At 68.8% G+C, this 18440-nt stretch carries 19 protein-coding genes and 1 pseudogene; 10 read left to right on the forward strand and 10 right to left on the reverse strand.

Going from position 1 to position 18440, the window contains the following annotated elements:
• Positions 1-15: 15 nt before the first annotated feature.
• Positions 16-507, reverse strand: a complete 492-nt coding sequence (locus amrb99_RS06230) for a MarR family winged helix-turn-helix transcriptional regulator (RefSeq protein WP_190853388.1) — start codon at positions 505-507, stop codon at positions 16-18.
• A 114-nt stretch (positions 508-621) separates the two neighbouring features.
• Between amrb99_RS06230 and amrb99_RS06235 the strand changes: the two genes are divergently transcribed.
• The 3 genes from amrb99_RS06235 to amrb99_RS06245 all read left to right on the forward strand — a co-directional run bounded on the left by amrb99_RS06235 (position 622) and on the right by amrb99_RS06245 (position 1931).
• Complete coding sequence (locus amrb99_RS06235) at positions 622-900, forward strand: DUF6069 family protein (RefSeq protein WP_190853390.1); 279 nt, start codon at positions 622-624, stop codon at positions 898-900.
• Positions 897-1346 (forward strand): nitroreductase family deazaflavin-dependent oxidoreductase, encoded by a 450-nt coding sequence (locus amrb99_RS06240; RefSeq protein ID WP_190853392.1) that lies wholly within the window; start codon positions 897-899, stop codon positions 1344-1346. The genes amrb99_RS06235 and amrb99_RS06240 overlap by 4 nt, the downstream gene beginning before the upstream one ends.
• Positions 1347-1508: 162 nt before the next feature.
• On the forward strand, positions 1509-1931 hold the full coding sequence (locus amrb99_RS06245; RefSeq protein WP_190853394.1) for a DUF4440 domain-containing protein: 423 nt from the start codon (positions 1509-1511) through the stop codon (positions 1929-1931).
• Between the two features lie 941 nt (positions 1932-2872).
• Here amrb99_RS06245 and amrb99_RS06250 read toward each other — a convergent pair.
• The 3 genes from amrb99_RS06250 to amrb99_RS06260 are packed head-to-tail and all read right to left on the reverse strand — an operon-like array spanning position 2873 to position 4743.
• The gene (locus tag amrb99_RS06250) at positions 2873-3079 is read right to left on the reverse strand and encodes a 4-oxalocrotonate tautomerase family protein (RefSeq protein WP_131760693.1); all 207 of its coding nucleotides are present in this window, start codon (positions 3077-3079) and stop codon (positions 2873-2875) included.
• A 24-nt stretch (positions 3080-3103) separates the two neighbouring features.
• Complete coding sequence (locus amrb99_RS06255; RefSeq protein WP_190853396.1) at positions 3104-4009, reverse strand: SDR family NAD(P)-dependent oxidoreductase; 906 nt, start codon at positions 4007-4009, stop codon at positions 3104-3106.
• Positions 4009-4743 carry an SDR family oxidoreductase gene (locus amrb99_RS06260; RefSeq protein ID WP_190853398.1) on the reverse strand — a complete coding sequence of 245 codons (735 nt, stop codon included), beginning with the start codon at positions 4741-4743 and terminating at the stop codon, positions 4009-4011. Before amrb99_RS06260 ends, amrb99_RS06255 begins: the two co-directional genes overlap by 1 nt.
• A gap of 110 nt (positions 4744-4853) precedes the next feature.
• Between amrb99_RS06260 and amrb99_RS06265 the strand changes: the two genes are divergently transcribed.
• The 3 genes from amrb99_RS06265 to amrb99_RS06280 all read left to right on the forward strand — a co-directional run bounded on the left by amrb99_RS06265 (position 4854) and on the right by amrb99_RS06280 (position 8495).
• On the forward strand, positions 4854-5552 hold the full coding sequence (locus amrb99_RS06265; RefSeq protein WP_190853400.1) for a TetR/AcrR family transcriptional regulator: 699 nt from the start codon (positions 4854-4856) through the stop codon (positions 5550-5552).
• A gap of 1241 nt (positions 5553-6793) precedes the next feature.
• Complete coding sequence (locus amrb99_RS06275) at positions 6794-7096, forward strand: hypothetical protein (protein ID WP_190853405.1); 303 nt, start codon at positions 6794-6796, stop codon at positions 7094-7096.
• A gap of 1 nt (position 7097) precedes the next feature.
• Complete coding sequence (locus tag amrb99_RS06280) at positions 7098-8495, forward strand: tyrosinase family protein (protein ID WP_190853407.1); 1398 nt, start codon at positions 7098-7100, stop codon at positions 8493-8495.
• Between the two features lie 46 nt (positions 8496-8541).
• Here the strand turns inward: amrb99_RS06280 and amrb99_RS06285 are convergent, their stop codons facing one another.
• Together amrb99_RS06285 and amrb99_RS06290 are read right to left on the reverse strand one after the other, a co-directional pair.
• Positions 8542-9039, reverse strand: coding sequence for a hypothetical protein (locus amrb99_RS06285; protein ID WP_190853409.1), 498 nt, complete (start codon positions 9037-9039; stop codon positions 8542-8544).
• Positions 9000-9389 carry a helix-turn-helix domain-containing protein gene (locus amrb99_RS06290; protein WP_190853411.1) on the reverse strand — a complete coding sequence of 130 codons (390 nt, stop codon included), beginning with the start codon at positions 9387-9389 and terminating at the stop codon, positions 9000-9002. Before amrb99_RS06290 ends, amrb99_RS06285 begins: the two co-directional genes overlap by 40 nt.
• A 762-nt stretch (positions 9390-10151) precedes the next feature.
• Here amrb99_RS06290 and amrb99_RS49925 point away from each other — a divergent pair.
• Both amrb99_RS49925 and amrb99_RS49930 read left to right on the forward strand, forming a co-directional pair.
• Positions 10152-11579 carry an NAD(P)-binding protein gene (locus amrb99_RS49925; protein WP_206699814.1) on the forward strand — a complete coding sequence of 476 codons (1428 nt, stop codon included), beginning with the start codon at positions 10152-10154 and terminating at the stop codon, positions 11577-11579.
• Positions 11549-12274, forward strand: a complete 726-nt coding sequence (locus amrb99_RS49930; RefSeq protein ID WP_347256559.1) for an FAD-dependent oxidoreductase — start codon at positions 11549-11551, stop codon at positions 12272-12274. Before amrb99_RS49925 ends, amrb99_RS49930 begins: the two co-directional genes overlap by 31 nt.
• A gap of 369 nt (positions 12275-12643) precedes the next feature.
• Here the strand turns inward: amrb99_RS49930 and amrb99_RS52225 are convergent, their stop codons facing one another.
• Together amrb99_RS52225 and amrb99_RS50670 are read right to left on the reverse strand one after the other, a co-directional pair.
• A complete protein-coding gene (locus amrb99_RS52225) occupies positions 12644-12778 on the reverse strand; it encodes a hypothetical protein (RefSeq protein ID WP_277819843.1) in 135 nt (44 codons plus the stop codon).
• Positions 12779-13319: 541 nt separating this feature from the next.
• On the reverse strand, positions 13320-13547 hold the full coding sequence (locus tag amrb99_RS50670) for a hypothetical protein (RefSeq protein WP_241755280.1): 228 nt from the start codon (positions 13545-13547) through the stop codon (positions 13320-13322).
• A gap of 172 nt (positions 13548-13719) precedes the next feature.
• Here amrb99_RS50670 and amrb99_RS06305 point away from each other — a divergent pair, with 172 nt between their 5' ends.
• Together amrb99_RS06305 and amrb99_RS06315 are read left to right on the forward strand one after the other, a co-directional pair.
• Positions 13720-14490: a phosphotransferase gene (locus amrb99_RS06305; RefSeq protein WP_206699816.1), complete on the forward strand. Its 771-nt coding sequence runs from the start codon at positions 13720-13722 to the stop codon at positions 14488-14490.
• A gap of 1284 nt (positions 14491-15774) precedes the next feature.
• A complete protein-coding gene (locus tag amrb99_RS06315; RefSeq protein WP_190853415.1) occupies positions 15775-16296 on the forward strand; it encodes a hypothetical protein in 522 nt (173 codons plus the stop codon).
• Here amrb99_RS06315 and amrb99_RS06320 read toward each other — a convergent pair.
• Both amrb99_RS06320 and amrb99_RS06325 read right to left on the reverse strand, forming a co-directional pair.
• Positions 16274-17421: pseudogene (locus amrb99_RS06320) on the reverse strand (ISL3 family transposase). The gene amrb99_RS06315 and the pseudogene amrb99_RS06320 overlap by 23 nt on opposite strands.
• Positions 17381-18283, reverse strand: a complete 903-nt coding sequence (locus amrb99_RS06325; RefSeq protein WP_347256553.1) for an MFS transporter — start codon at positions 18281-18283, stop codon at positions 17381-17383. The pseudogene amrb99_RS06320 and the gene amrb99_RS06325 overlap by 41 nt, the downstream one beginning before the upstream one ends.
• Between the last annotated feature and the right edge of the window lie 157 nt (positions 18284-18440).

Consider the following 18440-nt stretch of genomic DNA (forward strand, 5'->3'; position numbering starts at 1 on the left):
TGGCGCTTCGGCGTCTCAGCCGGCTTCGGCATCCGTGCTTGCCGATGGGCCTGCCAGGACGCGTGCCAGCAGGTCACGGAGGTGCCGCTGGTCGGAGCCGGGGAGTTCGAAGAAGGTCCGGGCCAGCGCGTGGGCGCTGGAGCGCAACTCCCGGCGCTTGCGCTCGCCGGCTTCGGTGAGCACCACGTGCTTGACCCGGCGGTCGCCCGGAGCGGGCCGGCGTGTCACCATGCCGCGGCGCTCCAGGCCGTCGACGATGCCGGTGACGTTGGACGGCTCGCATGACAGCCAGTCGGCCAGCTGACGCATCGGGGCGGGGCCGGACAGGTTGGTCAGGACGAGCGCCTGGGCCGGGGGAAGGCCGAGCTCCGCCGCGGCGGCGTTGAACTGGGCGCGCAGCCGCCCGGTGACCTCGAAGACCAGTCCGCTCAGCTCAGTTACGACCGCATCGGCGTCGGTGCCGGCACCGGTTTCGGCGTCGGCGTCGGCGTCGGCATTGGAGCGCATGCGACCAGCATAGCCGCCGCTTAAGGAACTGGATTGTTGAGCTCCTGAAGTAAGTGCTACGCTCCAAAGAAACTCAGGGAACTGAACTATGAGGTACCTGAAGGAGATGTCGCGATGACACAGGCGACCACGGGTCGACGCGCCGGCCGTAGGAGTCCAGGACCTGCACAGGCACTCGCCGCGGCGAGTGCGGTCGCGGCCGCGCCAGCGATCTGGGCGGCCGCCGCTCTGATCCTGCTCACGGTGTCGTTCCTGCCCATCATCGGCGTGCAGGCTTCCGGCGGGAGCAAAGCGGTGCTCGCCCTTACCCATGTGGCCGTCGGAGCCGTTCTGATCCCCGTCTTCTGGTGGACGGCCACGCCCCGGGCCGCCGACAGCGGGAGCGGGCGATGACAGCGCAAGAGAACGAGATCTTCGACAGCCCCACCCCCTGGGTCGCCGATCACATCCGCGCCTACCTCGAAACCGGCGGCGTCCAGGGCCACCTCTACCAGGGTTGGCCAACGCTGCTGCTCACCACCCGCGGCCGCAGGTCCGGCAAACTCCGCCGCACCGCGCTGATCTACGGCCGCGACCAGGACCGCTACCTGCTGGTCGCCTCCAACGGCGGCGCGGAACGCCACCCCGCCTGGTACCTCAACCTGGCCGAAACCCCGACGGTGTCGCTGCAGGTCGGTCCGGACCATTTCACCGCGACCGCCCGCACCGCCACCGCCGAGGAGAAGCCCCGGCTGTGGCAGATCATGACCGAACTGTTCGCCCAATACGCCAAGTACCAAGAGGAATCAGCACGCGAACTGCCCCTGGTGATCCTCACCCCACAGGCCCCGCCCGGGTGACCGGACCGGACCGAGCCACCCGCCGCATCCCCGAGAACCCCCGACACGACCGCCGCCGCCCCGGCGAGCGCGCGCCGTCCCCACCGACGGCGCCCTTCCGTGCCGAACTCCGGCACCCCATCGATCCCGCACCGACCCCAGACGGAAACGGATAGAGGAACCATGAAGACGCGACCTGCCCTGAGCGACCGCCAACAGGCCGTGAGTGCGCAGACGGTGGCAGCCGACTTCGCCACGACATTGCAGCGGGCCGGCGAGACCCGCGACGCCGACCTCTACGACTCCGCCTTCGCGGCAGACGTGCTGTGGGGCAGCCCCTACGGAGCCACCGTGGCCGGCTACACCGAACTGAACGCCATCCACCGACGGCTCATGGTGGCGAACGCCGCACCAGCGTCACGGTTCGAGGTGGTCACCGCACTCGCCCCCGCACCCGGCGTGGTGGTGACACACATCCGCCGGCAGGCAGCCGACGCCGACGGATTCTCCGAGATGGCACTGTACGTCCTGGTCGAACGCGCCGGGCGATGGTGGCTCGCAGCGGCACAGAACACCCCCATCGGCGAATCACCGCTGCACAACTAAAGACAAGGCATACCACCGGCTCCCGACGATCCTTCCCGGGCACGTAGGTCGCGCCCGCCCCGGGTCCGACACACGGGCTCCCGATTGCCGGGGAAGGCGCCGAAAACTCTGCATCAGCCTGCAAGAGAGCCCGGTCATCGGACCACTTCCCTGCCTTGGGGAACCCTCCCGGCCTGGGACAACCGACCCTCTTGCGCCCTCACCCCGCAAGCGCGCAGGCCCAGACTTCTCCGTTGAAGGGAAAGGTTCGGGCCGGCACGGTGTGATGGTTCGTCGTGGCGAGCTCGGCGCGACCGCCGCGACGGTTCAGTCTGGTTATGCCGAGGCGGGCTGGGTGAGCAGACGAGACTGCAGGCCCGGGACCGCATAGCTATGGGAGTTATCACCTACTCGGGCGGGCTCTCCCGGAGCGCGTCCGAGGGGCCGCCAGCGCCGCCACCGGGCGCTTGTTTGGCCCTGCCCGGTCCGGGCATCGGCACTCGCGCGGCCCGTCCCCGCACCGAGCGTTGCCCCGTTCGCCGACGGGGCGGCCGGGCCGCGACCGGGAACCGGTCCTCCCGGGGTCCGCTGGCGTGCGGTCGGACCCCGGGAGGGCGCTCACATATGCCGGCGCCGACCCCCTCCGGCGCCGGGGCTCGGGGGCGAGCGGCCTCGTCCCCGAGCCCCACCGAGGCCCGGACAGCGCGCGAGAGAGAAGGCGCTGGACTCGCCCACCCGACCGCCGCGCTCGCCCCCTTGCCGGATCCCCGGCAGTCGGTGACCGGGGTGCGATCGGGTCCAGCGGCGGGCGTGAGGCGCTGGGATGACACGTGTTCCACCCGATCCACACGCACCGCGATCTCGACCCGACGCCCGCTCACCGGCCGCGCGCGGCGTGCGGGGCGCCCTTCATTGTCGCCGGCGAGTAGGCCGGGGCCGGGCGGCTGCCCGGCCCCGGGGGGTCAGCTGCGGCCGAGCATCTCAGCGGTGAGGATGTTGCCGCCGAGCCCCCAGCCGCCGTCGGGGACCTCGTCGACGAGGACCAGGGTGGTCGCCCTGGCGCGCTCCCCGTACACGTCGGCGTAGGCGTCGGTGACGGCGTCGATGAGCTTCTTCTTGGACTCGGGGGTCAGGGTGTCGGCGGGGACCTTGAGGTTGGCGAACGGCATGACGATTTCCTTTCGTTGGGTGATTCAGAGGGAGGCGGTCGAGGACAGCAGGTCCTCGATGCCTACGCGTTGGTAGAACTCGGCGCGGATCCGGTCGGCGACGATGGAGACCACCTCGCTGCCGTCCTTGCTGGGATCGACGTGGCTGCGGAACGGCCGCCGACCCGCTGGGAGGCCGACGATGCGGACGATCTCGTCGGCGACGGACTCCGCCCTGGCGTCCGGTGGGATCAAGCGGTTCAGCCGGTCGGTCACGCCGGCGCGGAGCTCGCCGTAGGGCTCCTCGTAGGCCTTGTCGCGGTCCGTGTCCGATGGTCCGCCCGCGTTGGCGAAGTGGTTGGTGCCCGAGGTAAAGGCGCCGGGGACGACGATGGAGGTCTCGATGCCGAACCGGATGAGCTCGGCGGCGTAGCTCTCCGCGAGGGCGTCCATGGCGGCCTTGGCCGCGAAGTACGGGGCGAGGAACGGCGGGTGGCCGCCTCGGGTGGAGGAGCTTCCCACCCACACGAGCAGTCCGGAGCCCTGGCCGCGCAGGTGCGGCAGTGCGGCGCGGTTGACCCGTTGGGCGCCGAGGACGTTGACGTCATAGACGGCGGCGAGGTCCTCGGCCGTGAACGCCTCGGCCGGACCCAGGACCATGTGGCCCGCGTTGTGGACGACGGCGTCGAGGCGGCCGTACCGATCAAGGACGGTGCCGACGGCCAGGTCGGCGGACTCCTGCGACTGCACGTCCAGCTCGACCGCCGACAGCGCGAGGTCCTCCTCGGCTGCGAGCCGGTGCAGGGCGGCGACGGCGGGCGCGTTGCGGTCCGCGGTCCGCCTCATGCCGGCGGCAACGGCGTGCCCGTCCCGTGCCAGGGCCACGGCCGCCAGCCGGCCGAACCCGCTGGAGGCTCCAGTGACGACGATGACCTGTCGCGCGGCGGCCATCAGATGATGCCGCCGTTCGCGCGCACGACCTGCCCGTTGATCCAGTGCCCGGCCGGACTGGCCAGGAAGGAGACGACCTCGGCGATGTCCTCGGGGGTGCCGAGCCGCTCCAGCGGCGGCTGCTTGGCGAGATGCTCGATCGTCGCCTCGTCCTTGCCGTCCAGGAACAGCTCGGTGGCGGTCGGGCCGGGCGCGACGGCGTTGACCGTGATGTCGCGTCCGCGAAGCTCGCGGGCGAGCACCAGCGTCATCGCCTCGACGGCGCCCTTACTGGCGGCGTACGCCCCGTAGCTCGGGAACTGCAGGCCGACCACGGAGGTGGACAGGTTCACGATCGCGCCCCCGTCGCGGACGCGGCGGGCGGCCTCTCGGGCCATCACGAACGCGCCGCGGATGTTGGTGCGGTGCAGGGCGTCCAGCTCGTCCAGATCGAGGTCGGCGATCGGGGACAGCGCCAGCCGTCCCGCCGAGTTGACGACCACATCGACCCCGCCGAAGGACTTCTCAGCGGCGTCGAACATCTCCGCGACGGCGCCCTCGTCGGCGACGTCGGCCTGGACCGGGATCGCCCGGCCGCCGGACGCCGTGATCTCCTCCACCACCCGCGCCGCGGCGGAGGCCGCCCCCTGAAAACCCACCGCGACCGCGAAGCCGCGTGCCGCCAGCGCCGCCGCGATCGCCTTGCCTATCCCGCGGGAGCCGCCACTGACGACGGCCACACGCTGATCACTCATGGAGAAACCCCCTGCTCTTATCGTCGATACGAAGCGTTCGTATCGACGTTACGACCTCACCGTAGCACACGGTCGTAGCATCGTTAGCGGCTGGCGGTATCATCGATCGCATGGCAGAGACGGACCCGCTTCGCGCGGCGATGATCGAGGCCGCGGAGCGGCAGCTGGCGTCGTCCTCCGACCACGAGGTCGCCACGCGCGCAGTCTGCGAGGCGGTCGGGGTGAGTCAGCCCGTGCTCTACCGGCTGTTCGGTGACAAGCGCGGGCTGCTGGACGCCGTCGCCGACCACGGGTACGAGCGGTACACCGCGCTCAAGGCCGCCCAGGAGCAGACCGGCGACCCGGTCGCCGACCTGCACGCCGGGTGGGACGGCCACATGGCGTTCGCCCAGGAGAACCCAGCCCTCTACCAGCTGATGTTCACGCCGCGCCCGTGGTCGCACTCGACGGCGCGAGAGCGCGTGATGGACCTGCTGGTGGCCGCGCTCACACGGTGCGCGGCGGTCGGCGCGCTGACGCTGGAGCCGCGAACCGCCGCTCAGCTGATCCTCTCGGCGAACATCGGGACCGCCCTGGACCACATCACCCGACCCGCCCTGTTCGAGGACCCGACGCTCTCCCACCGCATGCGGGACGCCGTGTTCTCGCACGTGCTGACCACAACGTCCGCTCAGAACGACGCCGACCCACTGCACACCGCCGCGCTGCGTCTGCACGCGCAACTCCAACTCGGCGGCACCGAGGCCCTTGAACCGGTCGAAACCGCCCTCCTCCAACGGTGGCTCGAGCGCATCACACACCGCTCTTGAAGATTCGCGGTCAGGGTCGTCAGAGAGATCCCCGGCGCCGAGGCCGGTCAGGTGGGCGTGGCGGGACCCGGCCTGGAGTTCGGGCCGCGGGCATGTTCGCCTAGTTTCCGCAGGTCGGTGATCACACGCTGCGGGACCGATTCGAGTGGCAACCGGATGGGCGCCCTGTCGATCGGTGGGGATGACAGGACCTGGAGTGACCGCTCGATGGGACGCGTGCTGGGTGCGCCGATGCATCACGTCCGCAGATACCTGGCGCAGACCGGCGGCATCCGCCATCAGGCTCAGCGACGCTCCGCCAGGCATCTGTCCTGCGCTGGTTGGGAAGAGATCTCACGCGGGTTGGCGGCCGGAGAATCCGCCCGTTTGATAGCGCGCTGGCTGGGCCGGGTCGCCTCGACCATCTCACGCGAGATCGCGCGCAACGGCGGACGCGATACCTACCGCGTCGTCACCGTCGATCAGGCCGCCTACCAGCGCGCCCGCCGCCCCATGGTGCCCAAACCGACTCGCAACCCAGAAGCTGTGCGCGATCGTGGAAGAACAAACTCACCCTGCACTGGTCTCCCAACCAGATCCTCGGAGGGCTGCGCCACAGCTTCCCCGACGACCTCGCCCTGCAGATCTCACACGAGACGATCTACCTGTCGCCGTTCGACCCGCGCCGCCGGCACGGCCTTGATCGGACGCTGACCAGGCAGTTGCGGACCACCCGCCCTATGCGGCAGCCCACATGCGCCAAACAGTGCCGCGCGGGCCGGTCCAGGACGCCGAGCAGTTCCGCTGGCTCGGGCGAGGATCGCAGCACCCACATGAGCCGCTCCCGGGTCGGGCCGCTGCACAGCGCCGCCCGCCCAGCCCATCCTGCCGTTAACGCCACCGCGGTCTCCAGTGCGATGACCAGCCCGGCGATCCGCCCGATGCCGACCGACGATCTGCGGGTCGCTCTTGCTGCCGCCCAGCGGAACTCCCGCCACCGGAGCACGATCCAACCCACCAGGGTCGCCCCGGCCGCCGCCGATGCCCATCACCTCGTACCTCACCCCATCCGGGCATCGTGACGGTCGACCGAACCTCCACCAAGGCGACGACCACAACCGGACGCCCTCCAGTCCACCCCTCGACATATCCGCAATAGTCGATAACCATCTACGTTAAACAACCGAACACACCTGTCCGGTAGGTGACGAATCTCCATTCGATCAGCCTTGCAGCGCAGTCTCGTCGAGAATGTGGGAGTCATGATGGAACGGGGTAGTCGCCGATACCGCGATCACGTTATCGAAATTCGGCCGCAGGTCGAGGGATTCCGAACCACGCCGGACGCCCCCGCCGAGCCAGCCTCTTCTGACATATCGCGAGCTCCTGTTGAATTGCTGATCGATGGGGAGATCGTCGAGCACGGAACCTTCTTCGACGGAACCCTCTTCCTAGCTGAGAACGCGTATACCTGGGGTGAGGACCTAGAAGAGTTGGCGGAGAAGCTGATCGACTATCGCGATCGAGCCAGGGAAGTGCGCGGCCGCGGCGAAGAGGGGGCATGAGATGGGCGTCCGACGGAACTTCCTCTCACTCACCGGCGATCAGCGACAGCGGTTCGTGTCCGCCCTGAAGAAACTGAAGAAGGACGGCGTGATCGACCGTTTCGCCGACCTCCATAACAAGCACTTCAACATGAGCATCCACAAGAGCTCGCACTTCCTTCCGTGGCACCGTGAGATGTTGCGCCGGTTCGAAAATGAACTACACAGGTACGAACCAGGGATCGATCTTCCCTATTGGGACTCCAGTGTTGAACGGAGCACAACGGGGTCCTTGTGGAGCCAGGACTTCATGGGACAATTCGACGCCCTGTGGGGGCTGAATCGGGCCTTGGGGGCCAATGCGACACTGCCCTCCCCATCGACCGTGAACAGCAACCGTGGCCGCGGCAGCTACGACGCCCTCTGGCCCGAACTGGAGTTTGTGATCCACGACCCGCCGCACGTCTGGGTGGGCGGTCGGATGAACGCTCCCGATTCCCCCCACGACCCGGTCTTCTACCTGCACCATGCGTGGATCGACCTCCTGTGGGCGTTATGGCAGCAGGCACATCCCAACGCGCCGTTCGTCGCCAGCGCCAACGGCACCGGGCTCAACGACCCGCTCATGGAATGGTCGGACCGCACCCCGGCCAACGTCATCGACCATCACGCCCTCGGCTACGCCTACGACATCGAACCAGTACCGACCGGCAAACCCGCGACCGGCAATGACATGCTCAGCGACGAAGCACTCACCCCAGGGGCAGCAGCGATCACCTCGACCAACGGCCGCTACCAGTTCCTCTACCAAGGCGACGGCAACCTGGTTTTGTACGCGCCGTGGGGGCCGCTGTGGGCGAGCAACACCGCCGGTAAGGCGGTGGGCGTCTGCCTGATGCAGGGTGACGGCAACCTGGTCATCTACGGGCCCGGCGGCCTGTACGTATGGGACAGCGCCACCGACGGCAACCCCGGCGCCCGCCTCATCGCCCAAGACGACGGCAACGTCGTCATCTTTCGCACCAACAACACACCCGCCTGGGAGACCGGCACCTGGCTGCCGGTCGGCCCCACACCCGGCGCCGACACCATGACCGCCGGACAAGTCCTCCTCCCCGAGCAGGGCATCCGCAGCACCAACGGGCGCTACCAACTGACCTACCAAGGCGACGGCAACCTCGTCCTCTACGGACCCGGCGGCGCGATGTGGGCCAGCAACACCGCCGACAGCCGCCCCGGCGCCTGCATCATGCAAGGCGACGGCAACCTCGTCATCTACGCACCCGGCGGCCAGTACATCTGGGACAGCGCCACCGACGGCAACCCCGGCGCCCGCCTCGTCGCTCAAAACGACGGCAACGTCGTCATCTACCGCACCAACAACACACCCGCCTGGGACACCGGCACCTGGCAGCCGTGACTTCCCTTAAGGCCAACTAGTACGGCAATCCGAGATCGTGATCTTTCTATCGACGGGCCAAGCGGGCCCGGCGGGTGCGGCGGTGGAAGCGGGCGCGGGCGGATGGCACGTTCGACGACACAGTGGTGCACGCCCAGGCCCGAGCCCGCTGCGGATGCCCGCTCCGGCCGTGTCGAGACCGGACACGCTGTCTTGACGAGAAGCACGACGCTGCAGTGACGCAAGCGAACACCAGCGGCCGCCACGACCCGGTGACCAGGCCCTCATGCTCGGCGACGTCGGCGCGGTCGTAGCGCCGGCGCGACTTGGCCATCGCGGCCGCGGCAGCCACCGTCGCCAGCACCGGCCGCCCGGCCTCCACCGCTCGAAACTCGATCGTCTCCAGCAGAAGCTCGATGCACTGCTGCGCCGTCCGGTACCGCTTGACCAGCTCGGCCCGCCACGCCTCCGCCGCATCTTCGTCGGTCTCGGGCACGAAGGATGCGATCACCTCGACCGCCACCGTCAGCTTCTCGCGCGGCACCACCCGTTCGATCTCTTCCACACCTCCGCCAACGAGACGAGGCGGTCTTCGGTCGCCTGCGGCGCGTCCATCAAAATCTCCACCGCTGAGGCGACGTGCCACGCCGCCGACCGCAGCTTCGGCAGCGTCCGCAGCTGCTCGGCCTTGCCCGCCCGCTCCGGGTGAGCTTGTCTTCCAACGATCGCGCACAGCTTCGGGTCGCGGGTCGGTTTGGGCGCCTCGGGGCGGCGGGCGCGCTGGTAGGCGACCTGATCGGCGCCGACAGCGCGGTGGGTGTCGCGTCCGCCGTTGCGCGCGATCTCGCGTGAGATGGTCGAGACGGCCCGGCCCAGCCGGCGTGCTATCGAACGGGCAGATTCTCCGGCCGCCACCCGCGTGAGATCTCCTCTCGCTCAGCGCAGGATAGATGCTGGGCGGAGCGTCGCTGAGGCTGACGGCGGATGCCGCCGGTCTGCGCCAGGTACCTGCGGGACGTGACGCATCGGCGCACCCAGCACGCGTCCCACCGAGTTGAACGACTCACCTGCGCGTCATCGCCGACAGAACTCATCCTGCTGAGCTGGCAAGACCCGTAGTCCCGCACACGACCCTCCATCACCACAAGACCAGCTTATGGTGATGCACTGATCATTTGAGCCCAAGACAGTTACGTGCAACCATGACAAGCATAGCGTCCAGTAGTCGCTCGTAGCAGCCCGCATTGGAGTCACTCCAAGAAGAGCCTGTATGCGCTCCTCAATGAGATATCACTCTTTACTCGGCAAGTGATTTTTCAATTCATTAGCACTCTGCCTACAAAACAACAAGCCACCTTCTTTGCGTTGTAGATTGCTAGTGCCAGGCGAGTCTCTGGCTACTCCTGTGCGTCCATGACCACGAGACCCCTTCGTCAGTCCCAGCCGTGTCGCTGCGCGACGGCGGGACGGTGAGCCGTTCAGTCCTCAGGCTGCTCCTCAGCAGCCTGACCAGCCGGACGGCTCCCGCTGCGACACCCGACGTGCGGTAGCCGCGGCGCACCTGCGCGGCGCATCGTCTCGTCGTGGCGCGCCCGGGCCTCACCCCCCGGGGGGTCGTCTCGCTGAGCGAGAACGCGCCAGAAGCAATCGGAGTTGCGAAATATCGTCCTGCTGGTGGTGATCCGACAGCAAACGTTCCCCGCCCTCCTCTCACCCGGCGAGATCGGGCCCCTTGTCTTGGCCAACCGAGTGGTTCTTCCCGCGATGGACATGAACCTCTGCGAGGACGGCGAGATCCACAAGGCCGATATAGACCACTTCGCTGCCCGCGCCCAGGGCGGCACCGGAATGATAACCACGGGCTGCTGCGCCGTCGCCTACCCGGCGGGCTGCACCAGCCGCAAGGAGCCGGGCCTGTCGGAGGATCGTTTCATCCCCGGCCTCAAGGCGCTGGCCGACGCGGTCCACGAAGCCGGCAGCAAGCTGTGCGTGCAGATGGTGCACCACGGCAAGGTCGCCCGGATCGACACCCTCGACGGCCGGCCGCAGCTGGTGCCGTCGATCCCGAAGCCTCCCAGCGACATGAGCATGATGATCGACTGCACCCCCGAGGAACTCGGGAAGATGGCCGCGATCCAGGAGGGCAAGAAGGCCACCCACCATGAGGCCACCCACGAGGACCTCGCGTGGCTGGTCCAGATGTTCGCGGAGGCGGCGGGACGCGTGAAGGCCGCCGGCGGCGACGCCGTCGAGATCCACTGCGCCCACAACTACGTGCTCGGCGGCTTCTTGAGCCGCTACTCGAACCAGCGCACCGACGAGTACGGCGGGTCGCTCGAGAACCGGGCGCGGTTGGCGTGCGAGGTCATCCGCGCGGTCAAGGAAGAAGTCGGCGACAGCCTCGCCGTAATCGTGCGTGTGGCGGGCCAGGAGTACGGCGAGTCCGAGGGGCTGACGCTGGAAGAGGCCGCCGGTGCCGCCGCCATGTTCGAGCAGGCCGGCGCCGACGCCATCCACGTCACCGGCACCGCGCTGAACGCGTTCGCGAACTTCACCGACGGCCCGCTGCCCGACTCGGTCGGCTTCTACACCGCCAACGCCGCGGTCGTGAAGCGCGCGGTGTCGATTCCGGTCATCACCGTCGGCCGCATGCTGCCCGAGGTCGGCGAGCAGATGATCAACGAGGGCCACACCGACTTCGTCGCCATGGGACGCCAGCTGCTGGCCGACCCCGACCTGGTCAACAAGCTGAAGACGGGCGTCAGCGAGCGGGTCCGGCCATGCATCAACTGCTACGTGTGCGTCCAGGAGAACTTCTGGGACGCCACGCCACTGTGCACGGTCAACCCCGCTCTGGGCAAAGAGACGCTGCTGCCTCTCCCGCGCACCACGACCCGCAAGCACATCGTCGTCGTCGGTGCCGGACCGGGCGGTATGGAGGCCGCCCGTGTCGCCACCGAGCGCGGCCACCGCGTCACCCTGCTGGACAAGACCGATCGTCTCGGCGGAACGCTGTGGTTCTCAACGCTCACCACCCCGACAACGAGCGCCTCCTGCACTGGCTCGCCCAGGAGGTGCGGCGCGCAGGTGTCGACGTCCGGCTGAAGACGGAGGCCACCGCCGCGACGATCAAGGCCCTCGCGCCCGACGCCGTCATCGTCGCCACGGGTGCCGTGCGCGGACGTCCGAGCGTTCCGGGCGGCGACCTTCCCCACGTGCACACCGGTGACAGCCTGCGCGGTCTGATGACCGGCACCGGTGACGTCTCGGACCAGCCGCTGTTCCTGCGGGCCGCCGGCAGGCTCGGCGCTCTCGTCGGCATCACGAAAAGCCCCGCCAGGATTCGCGACCTGAGCCGCAAGTACCTCAAGTTCCTGCCGATGAGCAAGTACGTCGTCGTCATCGGCGGTTCGCTCGTCGGTCTCGAACTCGCGGAGTTCCTCGCCGAGCGCGGCAGCCGCGTGACCCTGGTCGAGGAAGGCCGGCAACTCGGTGTGCCGATGGCGATGCCCCGCCGCTGGACCGCTGTCAAGCACGCCAAAGAGCTGGGCGTGAAGATCCACCGCAACGCGACCGTCGAGCGCATCACTCGCAAGACCGTCGAGTTCACGGTCGAGGGCAAGCCGCACTCCGCGCCGTCGCGCACGGTCGTCGTGGCGTCGGGCGTCTCGGCGGCGGCGCCGCTCGCCGATGACCTGGCCCGGGCCGGCATCGAGGTCCACCTCGTCGGTGACGCCGGCGAGGTGGGCTACATCGAGGGCGCAATGCACTCTGCGTGGAAGGTGGCCACCGCGATCTGATCGCGATCGATGACGGCCCCCTGGCGTGGCGAAGGCCTCAGGTGGCGGCGCCGATCGTGTCGGCGGTGCGGGTCGGGTCGGTGAGACTGCCGTCGTGGGCGCCGTCCAGGAGGGTGGTGGGGCGCAGAGCCGATGAGCACGGCGATCAGCGTCTCGCCGACCGCCTTGACCGAAAGTGAGGGGGCACCGCAGGCGCCCGGCCTTCCCGACGGCCGGGAAGGCGCCGGACGGCCGGGGCGAGGGCCGATGATCCGGCCCCCCGACTCCCGCATGGCCTCGCCGACGGTGTCGGCGGTGGTGTCAGCGATGCGCCACAGCGCGCGCCGGCGATGAGCTGCGGCTCCAGGCGCCATCGGCCTGCTGCTCACTTCAGGCCGCGTGCGCCGGCTCTTCCGGCTCACCGCCGTCGCTGTCGGCCACGGCCGGCGCGACGAGCACCAGGCGATCTCCGAAGCGATCCGGCACGGCGAGCAGGAGCTCGCCGCCGCCCGGGCGTACGCCCACGTCGCCTGCGGACGCCGGCCCTCGCTCGAAGCGCTGCGCGCTTCCTCACCACCCGTTAGAGCCCATGTCCGCGCAGCGATCCCCCGCCACCAGCTACCGCGCTTCCGCATCCGAACACACCTGCGCAGGGTCGAGCACCTGGCCACCACCTCGCTGCGCATCACCGTCCAAGCCACCGACGACCAAACGCGCCCGCCTTGCGGGCGGGACCGGAGTCGGCAGGTCCCTGCGCCCGCGACCGGACGATCGTCGCCGTGCTGCTGCACTCCGCCGCACAGATGGAGTGCGCCCGCCTGGCCGGTCGGGCCGCTGCGGCCGCCACCGGTGGGCCCGCCCACAGCGGGCCGGTCGGTGACGGAACTCCGTGAAGGTTCCAGGGGCTTGCCCGTCTGCGGGGGCGCAGCCGGCGCAGTTGCCCGACGGTGTGATCGAGTCGATCATCCAGCTGAAGATGAAGTACACCGGCCCGGTCGCGGCCGCCAAGAGCAGGCACTGATCACCCTGGACTGGGCCCGCTGCAAGGAGACCCTGGGCGACCCGCTCACCCAAGGCCGATCAGACCGTCACCGCCAAGATCTGCCGATCCGACCGACATCGGCGACCTGCCCTTCGACTCCACCCAGCCCGAGGCGTTCTGCCTCATCATCGGCTGCGCCCACGAACGCCGCTCCACCATCCTGACCAGCAGCACCAGGCCCCATGAATTCGACACCCTCATGCCCGAGAGCATGGCCACAGCCGTCATGGACCGTTTGATCCCCACGCTCACCCGACCACCACCGAAGGTGAATCGTTCCGGCTCCGTGAGGCCGAGAACGGCGGCGGCGTCATCCCGCTGATCTCAAGCGAAGAAGACCAGTGACGCAGCCCGCGGAAGCGGCCTATCGCTGTCCACTACGGCATGCCGTTACCGGCCGAAGAGTATTTTCATTGAACGCGCTATGGCCTTCTGCGAAGATGCGGCCAGTGGGATGGGGGCACTCGAGCAGTGGGGCCATGACGTCGTTCGAGGTGAACCGCTCACCGGCGGAGCCGGTGTCAACGCGGTATGGCGCATGCGAGTCAACGGGCACCTCGCGGTCGCGCGTCTCGGTCGGCGCAGCGACGCCGATCTCGCGTGGGAGACCAGCCTGCTGCGACACCTCCACCGGGAAGGGATGCCCGTGCCCGTGCCGATCCCGACCACCGACGGCCGATACTTTGCCGACGGTCTGGTGGTGATGACCTACCTGGAGGGCCGGGCGCCCGAGACCGAAGCCGACTGGCGTCGCGTCGCCGGCACACTCCGCCGGCTGCATCGGCTCACGCGCGGCTGGCCGCAACGGCCGGGCTGGAGATCGTCGACCGACCTTCTGCACGCCGAGACTGGGACGAGGGTCGACCTCGGCGAAATGCCGGCTGAGGGTGTCGTCCGATGCCGGGCGGCGTGGGCGCGACTCACCGACCGCACGACGTGCGTCGTCCACGGCGACCCCAACCCAGGCAACATCCGCATGACCGCGGACCGCGTCGCGATGATCGACTGGGACGAGTCGCGCGTCGACGTTCCTGACCTCGACCTGGCACTGCCGCACAACGCCGCCGGTCTCGATGACGACGCCTACGATATCGCCGCGCAAGCGAAGGCCGCGTGGGAAGCCGCCGTCTGCTGGGACCCCAGCGGGACCGACCAGTTCGCAGTCAAGCGGCTCGCCGAAGTCCGACCGGCCTAGGTCCTGCACCTTATTCCTGGCCACCGGCCCGCACCCCTGACCGCACACCGGCCTTCCACACTGACCACTCACCAGCACCGGACCGGCCACCCACTGGCGGCCTACTCGTTGGAGTGCAGAGGTGACTACGGCTAGGACCTGTTTCTTGAATCAGATGCCTGGCCAGATGAGCAGGGCGGCGACGGTAATGGTGCCCGTGAACAGGTAACCGCACTTGTCGGAGCGGGTCGCGCGACGGCCCGGAACTGCTTGAGACGGTTGATGGCGCGTTCGACGGTGTTGCGCTGTTTGTAGCGCTCGGCATTGAAGCCGGGCGGGCGTTCACCACGGCGCCCCCGATTGCGACGCTGCTGCCGCTGGACGGCCGGCACGGGAATGGTGTGCCCGATCCCCCGGCGCCGCGGATAGGCCCGGTTGGCGCGTGAGGAGTAGACGCTGTCGGCAGGCACGTGGTCGGGACAGCTGCGTGGCCGGCCGGGCCCGATCCGTGCGACGCTGATGGCGTCCAGGACGGGAATGAACTGCGGGCTGTCGCCGCGCTGACCGGGGTGGCCAGGAAGGACAGGACCGGCAGCGGCCGTCGGCGGTCACATGGGTATTGGTGGACATCCCGCCGCGCGAGCGTCCTGCACTTCGCCGGCCGGGCCACCGCCTCCAGCAGGGCGACCAGCCGTCCCCACGGCGGCTTGTTCTGATCCGTCCCAGCCTCCTCCCCGCTTTCCGACGGGATAGGAGGTGGACGGTGCGGCGCGCCGGCCGCGTGCCGGTGCACCCGCTAGCTGTTGTATCCCGCGGGGTCGTTGACGCGGGTGATGGGTGGTTGGTCGTCCAGTGCGCTGTGGCCGCGGTGGTGGTTGTAGGTGTGTATGTCGGGCAACCCGAGCTGTGTTCCGCGCCACCGCCGCCTTCTCGTCGGTACTCGACGGGGCGGGGGCACGGGCGACACCGCGGCGCTGGCGTGCCGGCCTGCCCGCCAGCGCCGACGGTGGCCAGGCAGGTACCTGCGGTGCGGCGAATCCGTTGTCACCAGATCGCGCCGCATACTCCCGAAGCCACCCGGCCGCCCTAACAGGCGAGCCGTGTCACGATCCGCGCAGCGCCCTGGGCTTTGGAACGGTGCGGCTCTGCGCCAGAGCATGCCAACCATGAGAGTGCGTTTGGGGACGCCGCTGTTCCTGAATCCGGATCCACTGTAGAGCGGCCCCCTGGAGTGTCCGTGCACCGCCCACAGTCTCGGTGCCCGATCATTGACGACACGACGGAACTGATCGCCCCCTCCCTTCCGTGCTCGCGCCGACCAGCCCCGGGCAGAGCGACCTGCTCGTTCGCTTCTGCGGCCGAAGGAAGGGCTCGCAGTTCACCCCGACCGTGCCCGACGCCATCAAGCAGATGACCCCCCAGCAGCGCCTGAACTCGATCCTGCACAGCCAGACCTCATGTCCTTCCCGCCGTTCCGTGCCGACGGGATGCCAGCCGTCTGCTTCCCTGGGGGAGCCCTGGGGCGTGCTGCTTAAGCGGGCCGACGTCATCGCTGCCGACGGCGGTGGGATCGCCTACCCGCCCGAGAGCGTCCATGACACCTGGGATCCCGAGACGAAGGTGTGGGGCAACCCCATCCGCGTCGACGGTGCGCGCGGCCTCATGGATTTCAGCTGGGAACGTGAATGGCGGATCCCCTCCTCTGCTGGAAGCGTTACCTTCCAGGCCGGTGCCATCGCCGCTGTCCTTCTCGGAGACCCTGATTGGAAGCCCAGCCCGGTCAGCGAGAGTTGGGTCAACGGCGTCACTGGCGCCCGCCAGCCTTGAGCAGACTCCTGGCGATGTAATTGCTGAGATTGCGGAAGCCGAGCGCGGAGCCGCGGAGGTGCTCAAGGCGGCCGTTGATCGCCTCCGTCGGGCCGTTACTCGATCCTGGTCGGTCAAAGTAGGCCAGCACGTCGGCGAGGCGCTTCTTCAACGTCCGGCCGAGGGTAACGATCTCGGTGAGCGACTGCGGCACGCCGATGGTGATCGACTCAATGAGTTTGACCATCAGTTCGCGGCCGGTGGCCCGGTCGGGCTCGCGGTAGGCGGCGATCATCCGCTGGTAGATGCTCCAGGTCGCCTCGACCTCGACGTGGGCTTCATCAGCGAACAGCGCGGCGAGTCGATCCTGCTGCCTGTCGGTGAGCAGCTCGGCACCGGTGTGCAGAGTGCGCCGCGACTTGTAGAGCGGGTCGGGCTTCATTCCGCGGCGGCCGTGAATAGCGAGCTGGACGCGGCGGCGGCAGCGGTCGAGTGCGTCGCCGGCCAGGCGGACGATGAAAGGGGTCCATTACCGCGACCGCCTCGGGAAGCTCTTCGGTGGCGGCGGTCTTGAAGCCGGTGAATCCGTCCATCGCGACGACCTCCACGGCGCCGCGCCACGCGTCGGGACGATGGGCAAGCCAGGTCCTGAATGCCTGTTTGGAGCGGCCTTCGACCATGTCCAGCGGCCGCGCGGGTCCGGCGCCGTCACGGATCCCGGTGAAATCAATGATCAACGAACCCTGCGGCCACCCGGGCTACTGTCAGGTGCTCGACCACGATCGCTTCCAGCGCCCACCGCAACCCGCGGCGCGACAACTTCGCCCGCGGCTCGGCCGCTGCCGTGGTGTCCTGGCGCCACACGTGACCGCACTCGGCGCACCGGTAGCGCCGCACCACTACCTCCAGCGTCGTCGGTCGCCATCCGAGCGGCTCGTGCGCGAGTCGGCGCACCACCGAGTCTCCCGGTGTGCCCTCGCAGCCGCAGCGACGGCACCACTTATCGGACTTGACGACCCGGCACTCGATCACCGCGCGGTCTCCGTCGAGACGCTGCCCTATGGCTTCGAGGCCGAGCTCGTGGAGTCTGCAGAACGTGGTCAGGTCAGCGCACGCGAAACCCGCCGCCGTATGTCGGCCGGTCACGTCTCCTCAGTGATGAGCTGCCCCGTTTGGAGCTCGCCAGGAGCCCCGGTGCGCGCAGGGGCGTTGTCGCGCGAAGTCGTAGCCGGAGCAAGAGCAGCGGCGTGGCAAGCTGCAGAAGGCCGGCAAGCCCGATCGCGATCCTCGTCGACGTCAACGTTGCCAGGACGCCCCACATGAGAGTGAGGAAGGCGGTGGCGAGGCTACTGCTGATCTGCCAGGCCGACAGCGTGCGTGAGAGTCGCTCGTGTTCGATGTGCTTGAGCCGGAAGGTGGCGACCACGGGGTTGAACAGGCTCATCGCGATGATGACGCCGAACTCGATGGCCATGACCAGCAGCAGTCCGGTGATGCCGGCGGGGGCGAACGCCAGCCAGATCGGCCACAGGACCGCCCCGATAGCGGCGAGCCACATCACCTTGTGCTCGCCGTACTTCGCGACCGTTGGGCCAGCGAGGCGAGAGCCGGCGAATCCGCCGACGCAGGGTACGGCGAAGGCGAGTCCGTATTGCCATGGCACGAAGTGAAGGTCGCGCAGCATGAGCACGGAAAGCAGCGGCTCGGTCGCCATGAAAAGTCCGCCCAAAACCAGGCGATTGAGGAACAGCGGCCGCAGTTGCGGGTGGCTGAGCAGGTAACGCCAACTATCCGGCAGATCTCTCAACGTGACCTTCTTGGAGGCGTCCCTCGAAGGGGCAGACTCCTGTCCGCCGATGGCGGTGACGCCGAGGGCTGAGAGCAGGTAGCTCAGGCCGTCTGCCAGGACGGTGATGGTGTAGCCGAACAGCCCGATCGCAGCGCCGCCCAGAGGCGGGCCGATCGCGATCGAGATCCACGTCGTGGACTCGAAGCGGCTGTTGGCCACCAACCACGATCGCAACGAGCAAGAGCTGCACGTAGGTCAGCCAGCCGAGCCAGTAGGCCACTGGGATGGTGGCCATCGCCACAAACCGCAGCAGGTCCATGGCGATCATGACGGGCCACTTGCGGCCAGTCTCGATCCACGGGCCGGTCGGAATAGC

Origin of the sequence: Actinomadura sp. RB99, from assembly GCF_014706005.1 — a bacterium.
In the GTDB taxonomy this organism is placed as follows: Bacteria; Actinomycetota; Actinomycetes; order Streptosporangiales; family Streptosporangiaceae; genus Spirillospora.